General features: G+C 65.2%; 9 protein-coding genes and 2 tRNA genes. All 11 read right to left on the bottom strand.

Going from position 1 to position 12,802, the window contains the following annotated elements; all coding sequences use genetic code 11:
• Nucleotides 1-72: 72 nt before the first annotated feature.
• Nucleotides 73-333, bottom strand: a complete 261-nt coding sequence (rpsO, locus tag AC5P5W_RS06295) for a 30S ribosomal protein S15 (protein ID WP_005417886.1) — start codon at nucleotides 331-333, stop codon at nucleotides 73-75.
• Nucleotides 334-506: 173 nt separating this feature from the next.
• The gene (gene truB / locus AC5P5W_RS06290; protein ID WP_164165691.1) at nucleotides 507-1,415 is read right to left on the bottom strand and encodes a tRNA pseudouridine(55) synthase TruB; all 909 of its coding nucleotides are present in this window, start codon (nucleotides 1,413-1,415) and stop codon (nucleotides 507-509) included.
• A 107-nt stretch (nucleotides 1,416-1,522) separates the two neighbouring features.
• Nucleotides 1,523-1,906 (bottom strand): 30S ribosome-binding factor RbfA, encoded by a 384-nt coding sequence (gene rbfA / locus AC5P5W_RS06285; RefSeq protein WP_005410447.1) that lies wholly within the window; start codon nucleotides 1,904-1,906, stop codon nucleotides 1,523-1,525.
• Nucleotides 1,907-2,038: 132 nt separating this feature from the next.
• Nucleotides 2,039-4,684 (bottom strand): translation initiation factor IF-2, encoded by a 2,646-nt coding sequence (infB, locus tag AC5P5W_RS06280; RefSeq protein WP_495220933.1) that lies wholly within the window; start codon nucleotides 4,682-4,684, stop codon nucleotides 2,039-2,041.
• 92 nt (nucleotides 4,685-4,776) lie between these two features.
• Nucleotides 4,777-6,288: a transcription termination factor NusA gene (gene nusA / locus AC5P5W_RS06275; protein ID WP_014647859.1), complete on the bottom strand. Its 1,512-nt coding sequence runs from the start codon at nucleotides 6,286-6,288 to the stop codon at nucleotides 4,777-4,779.
• A gap of 4 nt (nucleotides 6,289-6,292) precedes the next feature.
• A complete protein-coding gene (rimP, locus tag AC5P5W_RS06270) occupies nucleotides 6,293-6,883 on the bottom strand; it encodes a ribosome maturation factor RimP (protein WP_014647860.1) in 591 nt (196 codons plus the stop codon).
• A 366-nt stretch (nucleotides 6,884-7,249) separates the two neighbouring features.
• Nucleotides 7,250-7,326, bottom strand: a tRNA-Met gene (locus AC5P5W_RS06265).
• 82 nt (nucleotides 7,327-7,408) lie between these two features.
• A tRNA-Met gene (locus AC5P5W_RS06260) sits at nucleotides 7,409-7,485 on the bottom strand.
• 127 nt (nucleotides 7,486-7,612) lie between these two features.
• On the bottom strand, nucleotides 7,613-9,073 hold the full coding sequence (gene nuoN, locus AC5P5W_RS06255) for an NADH-quinone oxidoreductase subunit NuoN (RefSeq protein WP_032957446.1): 1,461 nt from the start codon (nucleotides 9,071-9,073) through the stop codon (nucleotides 7,613-7,615).
• Nucleotides 9,074-9,088: 15 nt separating this feature from the next.
• On the bottom strand, nucleotides 9,089-10,597 hold the full coding sequence (locus AC5P5W_RS06250; protein WP_019660580.1) for an NADH-quinone oxidoreductase subunit M: 1,509 nt from the start codon (nucleotides 10,595-10,597) through the stop codon (nucleotides 9,089-9,091).
• A gap of 23 nt (nucleotides 10,598-10,620) precedes the next feature.
• A complete protein-coding gene (nuoL, locus tag AC5P5W_RS06245; RefSeq protein ID WP_495220931.1) occupies nucleotides 10,621-12,795 on the bottom strand; it encodes an NADH-quinone oxidoreductase subunit L in 2,175 nt (724 codons plus the stop codon).
• Between the last annotated feature and the right edge of the window lie 7 nt (nucleotides 12,796-12,802).

Below are 12,802 nucleotides of genomic sequence, written 5' to 3'. Positions count from 1 at the left end.
GGCCTGAATCGGGGATTGCGGTACTACAAAACAAAACCGCGGCGCATCGCTGCGCCGCGGGGGATTCGTTGCTTAGCGACGCAGGCCAAGCTTCTCGATCAGGGCCTTGTAGCGCTCGACGTCCTTCTTCTTCAGGTAGTCGAGCAGGCTGCGACGGCGGTTGACCATCTGCAGCAGGCCGCGGCGGCTGTGGTGGTCCTTCTTGTGGGTCTTGAAGTGGCCGGTCAGCAGTTCGATGCGGGCGGTCAGCAGTGCAACCTGGACTTCCGGGGAGCCGGTGTCAGCCGCGCTGCGCTTGTTGTCTTCAATGACCTTCTGGGTGTCGATCGACATTTCTTTTTTCTCTGTGATGCGTGGCCGGCAGGAACGCGCTTCGCGCACCGCCAGGCTCGCCGTGGACTACGAGGATGAAACCTGCGCGAGGCAGGTTGCCGGAAAACGGCCGCGAAATTGTAACGGCCGGGGGCGTCCGGGACAAGGACCGGGGCTGAACCGGCAGGCCCCGGTCAGAGGTTGAAACGGCGCTGCGGGGCCAGCAGGCCACTCTCGTCGACCTGGCCCAGGCCCTGGACAGCATCGTCCGGACCGAACACGGCCACCAGGCCGCGCGGCCAGGACAGGTCGCGCTGGCGCTGGCCCACGCAGAACCGGTGGGCCTGGTCGGCGTCCAGGTCGACCCTCGGGTATTCAGCCAGGCCGGCCGCCAGCGGCAGCAGCAACGCGTCCATGCCAGCCTCGTCACCGGCCTCGACCATCGCCCGCAGCTGGTCCAGGGTGACCATGGCAGGCTCGCGGAACGGCTCGACCCAGAGCCGGCGCAGCGCGCTGATGTGAGCGCCACAGCCCAGGCGTTCGCCGAGGTCGCGGGCCAGGCTGCGGATATAGGTGCCGGAACCACAGGTCACGCGCAGCCGCAGCCGTTCCGGCTGCTGCTCCAGCACCTCGATGGCGTGTACCTGCACCTCGCGCTCGGGCGCTTCGATGACGTCACCGCGGCGGGCCTTCACATACAGCGGTTCACCGCCCTGCTTCAGCGCCGAATAGATCGGGGCACGCTGGCGGATGGTGCCGGTCAGCGGCGCCAGCGCAGCCTGCAGCGCCTCGGCACTGATCGCCGGCACCGGGCGCTGCAGCAGCACCTGGCCTTCGGCGTCGTCGGTATCGGTGGTCTGGCCGAGCACGATCTCGGCGTCGTAGGCCTTGGCCGAACCCAGCAGCAGGCCAGCGATCTTGGTCGCCTCGCCGAAACACAGCGGCAGCAGGCCGGTGGCCAGCGGGTCGAGGCTGCCGGTATGCCCCCCCTTCTCGGCGCGGAACAGGCGGCGCGCCACCTGCAGGGCGGCGTTGGAGCTCATGCCGGTCGACTTGTCGAGCAGCAGGATGCCATCCAGGCGACGGAACTGAATTCGGGTCATGACAGGAAAGTGTTGAGACGGGCCATGCTCGGCTGCCGCAGCGCGGCCTGCATCAGACATCGCGCAGCCGGAATGCAGCAACGCCGGGCATGCCCGGCGTCGCGCGGTTATTCTTCGTCGCTCTCGCGACGCTTCTCGGCGGCCAGCGTATCGGGCAGGTCGCGCAGGATGTTGTCGATGTGCTCACCACGGTCGACCGAGTCGTCGTAGTGGAAATGCAGCTCCGGCACGTGGCGCAGCTTCATCGCGCGGGCCAGGTCCATGCGCAGGCGGTAGCCCAGTTCCTTCAGGCCGGCCACGGCTTCAGCCGAACGTTCCGGCATCAGCGCGGTGACGAACACCTTGGCATGGGCCATGTCGCGGGTGATTTCCACGTCGGACACGCTCACCGAGGGCAACCCGTGCTCGCGCACGGCGTTGTGCACCAGGGTGCCGAGTTCACGGCGCAGCTGGGCGGAGACACGGTCGGTTCGATGGAAAGTCTTGGGCACGAGGAACTCTTGGTTCAGTTGTCGCCCGACCAACGGTCGGGCACTACCTTTGATTCGATTGTCGCCCGACCAACGGTCGGGCGCTACGGGTACATGGTGGGGCCCGACCGTTGGCCGGGCCACCTTGCAGCATTACAGGGTGCGCGGCACTTCGATACGTTCGAAGCACTCGATCTGGTCACCCGGCTTGACGTCGTTGTAGGCCTTCACCGCGATACCGCATTCGGTACCGTTGCGGACTTCCTCGACGTTCTCCTTGAAGCGACGCAGCGATTCCAGCTCGCCCTCGAAGATCACCACGCTGTCGCGCAGGACGCGGATCGGCTTGTTGCGCTTGACCACACCCTCGATGACCATGCAGCCGGCGACGGCACCCAGCTTCGAGCTGCGGAAGACGTCGCGGACCTCGGCGATACCGATGATCTCTTCGCGGATCTCCACGCCCAGCAGACCGGAGGCCACCTGCTTCACCTGGTCGATCACGTCATAGATGATCGAGAAGTAACGCAGGTCGACACCATTGGATTCGATGATGCGACGGGCCGAAGCGTCCGCACGCACGTTGAAGCCGATGACGGTGGCCTTCGAAGCGGCGGCCGAGTTGGCGTCCGACTCGGTGATGCCACCCACGCCGGAGTGGATCACGTTGATGCGGATGTCTTCGTTGGACAGCGCGACCAGTGCCTGGCTCAGCGCCTGCACCGAACCCTGCACGTCGGCCTTGATGACCAGGTTGAGGACCTGCTGGCCCTCGCCCTTGCCCAGGGTCGCCATGATGTCTTCCATGCGGCTGCCAGCGGTGGCCACCAGGCGCGATTCACGGCGCTTGGTCTCGCGCTGCAGGGCAACGTCCTTGGCCAGGCGCTCGTCCTCGACGACCACGAAGTCGTCACCAGCTTCCGGCACGCCGGACAGGCCCAGGACCTGCACCGGGATGGACGGGCCGGCGAACTCCGGCTGCTTGCCGGTTTCGTCGAACAGCGCACGCACGCGGCCGTACTGGATGCCGCACACCAGGTAGTCGCCCTTCTTCAGGCGGCCCTGCTGCACCAGCACCGTCGCGACCGGGCCGCGGCCCTTGTCCAGCGACGATTCGATCACCACGCCCGAGGCGCGGCCTTCATCGACCGCCTTCAGTTCCAGCAGTTCGGCCTGGATCGAGATGGCGTCCAGCAGGTCGTCGATGCCTAGGCCGGTCTTGGCCGAGATCTCCACCATCTGGGTGTCACCACCGAAGTCTTCGGCCACGACCTGCTCGGACAGCAGTTCGTTCTTGACCCGCATCGGATCCGCGTCGGACTTGTCGATCTTGTTGATCGCCACGATCAGCGGCACACCCGCCGAACGGGCGTGCTGGATCGCTTCCTTGGTCTGCGGCATGACGCCGTCATCGGCGGCCACGACCAGCACCACGATGTCGGTCAGCTTGGCGCCGCGCGCACGCATCGAGGTGAAGGCGGCGTGGCCCGGGGTGTCCAGGAAGCTGATCACGCCCTTCGGCGTATCGACGTGGTAAGCGCCGATGTGCTGGGTGATGCCACCCGCTTCGCCGGTGGCGACCTTGGTGCGGCGGATGTAATCCAGCAGCGAGGTCTTGCCGTGGTCGACGTGGCCCATGATGGTGACCACCGGCGGACGCTGGGTGGCTTCGCCCTGGTTTTCACCGGTCGAGGCCAGCAGTGCGTCTTCGGCGTCGTTGTCGTTGGCGCGGATCGCCTTGTGGCCGAGTTCTTCGGTCACCAGCGCGGCGGTGTCGTGGTCGATGGACTGGGTGATGGTCGCCATCACGCCCATCTTGAACAGCGCCTTGACCACCTCGCCGCCCTTCAGCGCCAGCTTCTGCGCCAGGTCGGCCACGGTGATGGTGTCGCCGATCGCCACTTCACGCACCACCGGTGCAGTCGGACGCTCGAAGGCGTGCGGGCCGGCATTGTTGCCACCGCGCGACATGTCGCGACGGCCACCGGCCTGGTTGCGCCCGCCCGGACGACCCCGGGTGTTGCTGTTGTTGCTGTTGCCACGACGCGCACGGTCGGCGGCCGACAGGTGCATCTGGCCAGCGAAACGGTCACCCGGGCCACGCTCGTTGCGCGGCGCGCTGCGGTTGTTGCGGTCGTCGTTGCGCGGCGGCGGCGGTGCACCACGCGGCGCAGCCGGGGCTGCGGCCGGGGTGCGCGGCGGGCGCGGCGCGGTTTCGTCGATCGGAGCACGCTTGGGCTTGCTGGCAGCCAGCGTCTCGGCCGCCTTGGCGGCAGCCGCAGCTTCCTCGGCAGCCTTCTTCTCGGCCTCGGCGCGTTCCTTGGCGGCGGCCTCTTCCTCACGGGCACGGACGATGGCTTCGTCGCGCAGACGATCCTTCTCGGCCAGGGCCTGCTGTTCGGCAAGGTTGCGGGCACGCGACTCTTCCAGCTTGCGCAGGATGTCGGCGCGCTCTTCGTCCGGGGTCATGGCGCGAGCACCATCCTTGACGTAGGTACGCTTCTGGCGCACCTCGACATTCACGGTCGTCTTGCTGCGACCGGAATTGACCGTCACTTCCTGCTGCTTCCGGCGGTTGAGCGTGATCTTCTTCGCAGACTGATCGGTCTCTTCCGGGGCCTGCTCGGGCTTGCCGTGCGAACGACGAAGGAAGCCCAGGAGCTTCACCTTCTCGGAGCTGGTCACGACCTGGTCGGGACCGCTGAACTTCATGCCGGCACCGGCCAGCTGTTCCAGCAGTTTTTCGACCGGCGTGTTGACCAGTTCGGCAAGCTTGCGGATGGTGGTTTGCTGCGACATTCGGATCCTATGATCTTGTGGGCGCCCCCCCGCATGTGGAGGTGGCGCGGATTCTACGCCCTGAGCGGCTCAGGGCCCTGTTCATTGCCGGCTCATTCGCCGCGTTCCAGTCGGGCGATCTCCTCGGCACGGGCGGCCAGGATCAGCGCAGCGGCGCGCGCCTGATCCAGTCCTTCGATGCCGAAGTCCATGACCTCGTCGGCGGCCAGGTCGGACAGATCCTCGCTGGTACGCACGCCGTGGCCGGCCAGCGCGTATGCGGTGGCTTCGTCCATGCCCTTCAGGGACAGCAGGTCCTGCGCCGGCTGGCCGTCTTCAAGGCCTTCCTCGACTGCCAGGGCCTCATTGAGCAGCGCATCGCGGGCACGAGCGCGCAGCTCTTCGACGATGTCCTCGTCGAAACCTTCCACGGCCAGCAGTTCGCCGACCGGAACATATGCGATTTCCTCGACGGTGCCGAAGCCTTCGCTGACCAGGATGCCGGCGATTTCCTCGTCCACTTCCAGCTTGTCCATGAACAGCTGGCGGGCCGCAGCCTGCTCGGCTTCCGACTTGGCGGTGACCTGGTCCTGGGTCATCACGTTGAGCTGCCAGCCGGTCAGGCGGCTGGCCAGGCGCACGTTCTGGCCGCCCTTGCCGATCGCCTGGGCCAGGCGGTCTTCGGCAACGGCCAGGTCCATGGAGTGCTTGTCTTCATCGACGATGATCGACTGCACTTCGGCCGGCGCCATCGCGTTGATGACGAAGTTGGCCGGGTTGTCGTTCCACAGCACGATGTCCACGCGCTCGCCATTGAGCTCGTTGGACACGGCCTGCACGCGCGAACCGCGCATGCCGATGCAGGCGCCGATCGGATCGGTGCGCTGGTCGTGGGCCAGCACGGCGATCTTGGCGCGGTCGCCCGGGTCACGTGCACAGGCCTTGATTTCCACCAGGCCCTGGCCGACTTCCGGCACTTCCAGCTTGAACAGCTCGATCATGAATTCCGGGGCGGCACGGCTGATGAACAGCTGCGGGCCACGCGGCTCCGAGCGCACTTCGGCCAGGTAGCCGCGCACGCGGTCACCGGCGCGCAGCACGTCGCGCGGGATGCCCTTGTCCTTCGGGATGAAGCCTTCGGCGTTGCCACCGAGGTCGACATAGATGTTGCCGCGCTCGGCGCGCTTGACCACGCCGGTGATCAGCTCACCCACGCGATCCTTCCACGCATCCACGACCTGCTGGCGCTCGGCTTCGCGCACGCGCTGGACGATGACCTGCTTGGCGGCCTGGGCAGCGATGCGGCCGAAATCCGGGTTCTCGATCTGCTCTTCGATGTAGTCGCCGACCTCGACGCCTTCGGCTTCATCGACGGCATCCATCAGGCGGATCTGGCGGTCCGGCGATTCCATGACCACGTCATCGGCCACCACTTCCCAGCGGCGGAAGGTTTCGTAGCTGCCGTCCTTGTGGTCGATGACCACGCGGGTCAGCACTTCCTCGTCGGGATAGCGCTTCTTCGCTGCCGAGGCCAGGGCGGCCTCGATGGCATCGAAGATCACTTCACGCGGCACGCCCTTCTCGTTGGCGACTGCGTCGACTACCAGCAACAGTTCCTTGCTCATTGGCTCACTCCGCGCGCGGCTTCTTTGCCGCCGGCTCGTTGGAAGAAGAATTCGTGTTCGGCTTCGGACGCTTCGGCGCCGGACCGGTCGGCTTGCTCGGGGCCAGCCCCAGCGCCACCCAGTCGGGCATGATCCGTGCCTTGTCGATGTTGTCGGCCGACACGACCACTTCGGCCTTGTCGACGATGAAAGTGATGGTCCCCGCCGCCTCGTCGGTCGCCTCGATACGACCCTGCAGGCGACGACGGTTGTCCTGCGGCAGCTTCAGCGTGACCTTGGCCGATTCGCCGAGGTGACGGCCGAACTGCTCCAGGCTGAACAGCGGACGGTCGACGCCCGGCGAGGACACTTCCAGCGTGTAATTGCCGCTGATCGGGTCCTCGACGTCCAGCTGCGCCGACACTTCGCGGCTGACCCGCTCGCAGTCGTCGACATTGATGATGCGCTCGGGCTGTTCAGCCAGCGGCACGTCGATGTAAAGGCGCAGGGTCGCACCGCCGGGGGCCGGCAGATACTCAACGCCCAGCAGCTCCAGGCCCAGCGACACAACGGTCGGGGCGAGCAGATTCGCGATGTCGGTTGCCTTGTCGCTCACAGCCTGCCTTGATCTCTATGGTTGGGTGCCGGCCTTGGCCGGCGTGGAAACGTGACGCCCCGGAAACGACAAAGGGCCCGTTGGGCCCCTTTTCCGGAAAGACTCCGGTGACTGGATTCCGGTTGCAACCTGCATTGCCTGCCGGTTGCGGCCCTCCTTCCGGGTCCGGACTCCCGCTGGGAGGCCGCCTTCAGGGGTACTGCTAGGCCGCTGATGATAGCGACTGCACCGCGCTGGTGCAAGGTGCGGACCCGGGTCAGATCCCTTTTCCCGTGGATAAGGGATCTGACCCCGATCACGCAGAAACAACGCAGACCCCAAAGAAAAACGCCCCCGAAGCAGGACTTCGAAGGCGATCTCTTTACTTGGTAGCGGGGGCAGGATTTGAACCTGCGACCTTCGGGTTATGAGCCCGACGAGCTGCCAGACTGCTCCACCCCGCATCAGAAGCGGAATCATGAGGCATTGCTGCGACAAATGCAAGCTTTCCCTCATTCATCGAACCGGTTGGCGCCGATCCGACGTTGGTAGCGGGGGCAGGATTTGAACCTGCGACCTTCGGGTTATGAGCCCGACGAGCTGCCAGACTGCTCCACCCCGCACCGGAAGTGTTTGAACTGCTGCCCTGCTCTTTCGAGGAGGGCTACCGCAACGATGTTCTGGCTGAACCGCTGCAGTGACAACTCAGGCTGCGCATATTACACGAATCGCGCAGCTTTGTGTCAACTTTTATGCAAGATGCGCAAATGCCTGCTGGCACCAGACCATGATCGGGTTCCAGGCCAGGCCCAGCGCGAGCAGCGCCAGGGCATTCACGCCCAGCACCACGCCCAGCACGCGGTCGTTGCTGCGCGGCATGGCCTCGCCCACCGGCTCATCGAAGTACATGACCTTGATGACGCGCAGGTAGTAGAAGCAGCCGACCACGGCGCACAGCACGCCGAGGATGGCCAGCCACAGCAGGCCGCCGTTGACGGCCGCGCCCAGCACCGCCAGCTTGGTCCAGAAGCCCAGGAACGGCGGGATGCCGGCCAGCGACGCCATGATGCACAGCACCAGGCCGGCCATCCACGGATTGCGGGCGTTCAGGCCCTTGAAGTCCTCGATGTTCTCGGCTTCAAAGCCGGCACGCGACAGCGCGATGATCGCGCCGAAGGCGGCGGTGGACATGATCGCGTAGGCCAGTGCGTAGAACAGCGCGGCGGCGTAGCCCTGCGAACCGCCACCGGCGATGCCCATCAGCAGGAAGCCGATGTGCGAGACGGTGGAGAACGCCAGCATGCGCTTGAGGTTGCTCTGCGCGATGGCCATCAGGTTGCCGATGACCAGCGATACCGCGGCCAGGCCGGCGATCAGCAGCTGCAGTTCGGTCGACAGCGGACCCACGCCCATTTCCAGCAGGCGGTAGGCCATGCCGAACGCGGCCAGCTTCGGCGCCGAGCTGATGAACAGTGCGATCGGTGCCGGGGCACCCTGGTACACGTCCGGCAGCCACATGTGGAACGGCGCGGCACCCAGCTTGAAGGCGACGCCGGCGATCATGAACACCGCACCGGTGATCAGCAGCACGCGCTCTTCCGAGTGCGGGATGGCCTCGCGGATCACATCCAGGTGCAGGCTGCCGGTGGCGCCGTAGATCAGCGACATGCCGTAGAGCAGCAGGCCCGAGGCCAGCGAACCCAGCACGATGTACTTCATCGCCGCTTCCGACGCCAGGCCGCTTTCGCGGTTGCTGGCGACCAGGGCGTAGGAGCACAGCGCCAGCAGTTCCAGGCCCAGGTAGACCATCAGCAGGCTGCCGGCCGAGACCAGGATCATCATGCCGGCGGTGCCGAACAGGATCAGCACCGGGATCTCGCCCTGGAACAGGTCGCGATCACGCAGGTAGCGCCAGCCGTAGACCAGGGTCAGGCCGCTGAGCAGCACGATTCCGGTCTTCATCACGTCCGCGGCGGTATCGCGCACGAACATGCCATGGAAGACCTCCCCCTGCCCGCCCACGCCGGTGGCCAGCATGAACAGCACCACGGCCAGCGCAGCGAGCGAGAACAGGTGGGTGACGATCTTGTTCCGGTTGCTGACGAACAGGTCGAGGATCATCAGGGCGAAGGCGCTGCCGATCAGCACCAGCTCGGGAGCGAGCGGTGGCAGGTCAGCGGCGGTCAATGGCAGCAGCGGCGAGGTGGTCATCATCAAATCCTGGAATTACAGCAGCTTGCTGGATGCGATCTGCATCGCCAGCTTCGCGATCGAGGGCTCCATCAGGTCGGTCAGCGGCTTGGGGTAGATGCCCAGGGCCAGCACGCCGATGGCGAACACGCCCAGCACCAGCCATTCGCGGCCGTTGATGTCCTTCAGTTCGGCAACATGGCTGTTGGCCACTTCACCGAAGAAGATGCGCTTGTACAGCCACAGGGTGTAGGCGGCGCCGATGATCAGGGTGGTGGCCGCGCCCAGGGCGATCCACGGATTACGCTGGAAGGCCGAGAGGATGACCATGAACTCGCCAACGAAACCGCTGGTACCCGGCAGGCCCGCGTTGGCCATGAAGAACAGCATCGCGAAGGTGGCGAACCACGGCATCACGTTGACCACGCCGCCGTAATCGGCGATGCGGCGGCTGTGCATGCGGTCGTACAGCACGCCGACGCAGGAGAACATCGCGCCGGACACGAAGCCGTGCGAGATCATCTGCACCATGGCGCCCTGCAGGCCCAGGCGCGCGGCGTCGGCGTTGCCGGCTTCGCGCACCAGCCACAGGGCGATGAAGGTGCCCAGGGTGACAAAGCCCATGTGCGCGATCGACGAATAGGCGATCAGCTTCTTCATGTCGTCCTGCACCAGGGCGACCAGGCCGACGTAGATCACCGCGATCAGCGACAGTGCGATCACCAGCCAGGCCCACTCCTGCGACGCGTCCGGGACGATCGGCAGGTTGAAGCGCAGGAAGCCGTAGCCACCGATCTTCAGGGCGATCGCGGCCAGGATCACCGAACCGGCGGTCGGCGCTTCCACGTGGGCGTCCGGCAGCCAGGTGTGGACCGGGAACATCGGCACCTTGACCGCGAAGGCGATCAGGAAGGCGAAGAAGATCCAGGTCTGCTCCTTGGCCGACAGCGGCAGCGCGTACAGGTCGGCCAGCTGGAAGCTGCCGCCCTTCATGTACAGGTAGATCAGCGCCACCAGCATCAGCACCGAGCCGAGGAAGGTGTACAGGAAGAACTTCAGCGCGGCGTAGATGCGGCGCGGACCGCCCCAGACACCGATGATCAGGAACATCGGGATCAGCATCGCTTCGAAGAACACGTAGAACAGCATCGCGTCCGTCGCGGCGAAGATGCCGACGGTGACACCTTCCAGGATCAGGAAGGCCGCCACGTACTGGTTCACGCGCTTGTCGATGGCGCTCCAGGCGCCGATCAGGGCAAGCACGCTGACCAGGGTGGTCAGCAGGATCAGCGCCACGGCAATGCCGTCCACGCCCAGGTTGTAGCCGATCTTGTACGCCGGGATCCAGGCATGGGTCTCGACGAACTGCAGACCATCGACGCCTGCGTTGTAGCCGCTCAGCAGCGAGAGGCTCGCCACGAAGGTCAGCACCGCTACGCCCAGCGACGCCCAGCGGGCGGTCTGCGCATCACGGATCGCAAGGATCAGGGCACCACCGATGATCGGCAGCCAGATGAGGACACTGAGTAGAGGCCAGTTCGACACGTCTTCTTATTCCGTACAGGTCATCAACGCAGGTAATGCATCAGCACGCCCAGCAGGGCAATCAGGCCGATGATCATCGCGAAGGCGTAGTGATAGAGGAAACCGGATTGGGTACGACGCAGCACGCCGGCTGCGACGTCCACAACACGTGCCGAGAGATTGACCACGCCGTCGACGATGTTGCTGTCGATCCAGCGCGAGACCTTGCCCAGCTTGACGCTGCCACCGGCAAAGCCATCGATCCACAGCTTGTCGAAGCCGTACTTGTTTTCAAGCACCGACACCAGCGGAGCAAAGGTCTTGCGGGCCTTGCCCGGCAGGTCCGGCTTCCACAGGTAGAACAGTGCGGCCAGCAGGAAGCCCGCAACGGTCAGCATGAACGCCGGAGCCATCATGCCATGCAGCGCGAAGGCGACCGGGCCATGGAACTCCTCACCCAGGAAGCCGATGGTGTTCTTGGCCGGATCGTAGAAGTCGACGATGCCGGTGAAGAACGTGTGCGACTGGCCCTTGATGGCATCGTGCGCGTGGTTGCCGGCCCAGTCGGTGCCGTACAGCATCGGGCCGATGCTGAAGAAACCGATGGCGATCGACGGGATGGCCAGCAGGATCAGCGGCAGGGTCACCACCCACGGGGTTTCGTGCGGCTCGTGCGGACCGTGGCCATGGCCGTGGTCGTCGTGGCCATCACCATGGTGTGCATCGCAGTGGTGGGCGTCGGCGGCGTGGTGATCGTCATGGCCGTGGCCGTGATCGTCATGCGCGTCGCGGAAACGCTCCTTGCCGTGGAAGGTCAGGAACAGCAGGCGGAAGCTGTAGAAGCTGGTGACGATCACGCCACCCAGCACCGCCCAGTAGCCATAGGTGGCCACCCAGCTGTTGGACAGGTGCGCGTGCAGCTCGGCCGCCTCGATGATGGTGTCCTTCGAGTAGAAGCCGGAGAAGAACGGCGTGCCGACCAGCGCCAGGGTACCGATCCACATGGTGATGAAGGTGATCGGCATGTACTTGCGCAGGCCGCCCATCTTGCGCATGTCCTGCTCGTGGTGCATCGCGATGATGACCGAGCCGGCGCCCAGGAACAGCAGGGCCTTGAAGAAGGCGTGGGTCATCAGGTGGAACACGGCAGCCGAATAGGCCGACACGCCCAGCGCAACCGTCATGTAGCCCAGCTGCGACAGGGTCGAGTACGCGACCACGCGCTTGATGTCGTTCTGCACGATGCCGATCAGGCCGGTGAAGAACGCGGTGGTGGCACCGATGAACAGCACGAAGTTCAGCGCGGTCTGCGACAGCTCGAACAGCGGCGACATGCGGGTGACCATGAAGATACCGGCGGTCACCATCGTCGCGGCGTGGATCAGTGCCGAGATCGGGGTCGGGCCTTCCATCGAGTCCGGCAGCCACACGTGCAGCGGGACCTGGGCCGACTTGCCCATGGCACCGATGAACAGGCAGATGCAGATGACGGTGGCGATCGACCAGATAACCGGCTCGTTCAGCAGCTGCATGCCCAGCAGCGTGCCGTCCCAGATCTGCAGCTGGGCGCGCGGGTCGGCCAGCATGCCGGCCTGCGAGAACACCTGCGAGTAGTCCAGGGTGCCGAACACCCACAGCACGCCGGCGATGCCCAGCAGGAAGCCGAAGTCACCGACGCGGTTGACCAGGAACGCCTTCATGTTGGCGAAGATCGCGGTCGGGCGCTTGAACCAGAAGCCGATCAGCAGGTACGACACCAGGCCCACCGCTTCCCAGCCGAAGAACAGCTGCAGGAAGTTGTTGCTCATCACCAGGGTGAGCATCGAGAAGGTGAACAGCGAGATGTAGCTGAAGAACCGCTGGTAGCCCGGATCGTCCTGCATGTAGCCGATCGTGTAGATGTGGACCAGCAGCGACACGAAGGTCACCACCACCATCATCATCGCGGTCAGCTTGTCGACCATGAAACCGACGTGGGCCGAGTACTGGCCGACTTCGAAGAACGTGTAGATGTTCTGGTTGAACGGCTGCGCCCCGCCCCACAGCAGCTGGTAGAGCGTGTACATCGACAGGCCGCAGGCCACCGCGACGCCGAGGATGGTGATGGTCTGCGCGCCAAAGCGCTTGACCTGGCGACCGAACAGGCCGGCGATGATGCTGCCGAACAGCGGTGCGAGCACCACTGCGATCAACAGACTCTTGGAGAGAGTGATTTCCATCTGTGGA

This window comes from Stenotrophomonas sp. YJH_SMC_123, assembly GCF_059368215.1.
Note: the sequence above shows the minus strand (reverse complement) of the source record. Positions and strands in the feature narration are given on the sequence as shown.

Excerpts from the sequence above, each read along its gene's own strand:
- rpsO (WP_005417886.1), bottom strand. The coding sequence starts at position 333 with ATGTCGATCGACACCCAGAAGGTCATTGAAGACAACAAGCGCAGCGCG.
- truB (WP_164165691.1), bottom strand. The coding sequence starts at position 1,415 with ATGACCCGAATTCAGTTCCGTCGCCTGGATGGCATCCTGCTGCTCGAC.
- infB (WP_495220933.1), bottom strand. The coding sequence starts at position 4,684 with ATGTCGCAGCAAACCACCATCCGCAAGCTTGCCGAACTGGTCAACACG.
- nusA (WP_014647859.1), bottom strand. The coding sequence starts at position 6,288 with ATGAGCAAGGAACTGTTGCTGGTAGTCGACGCAGTCGCCAACGAGAAG.
- nuoN (WP_032957446.1), bottom strand. The coding sequence starts at position 9,073 with ATGACCACCTCGCCGCTGCTGCCATTGACCGCCGCTGACCTGCCACCG.
- nuoL (WP_495220931.1), bottom strand. The coding sequence starts at position 12,795 with ATGGAAATCACTCTCTCCAAGAGTCTGTTGATCGCAGTGGTGCTCGCA.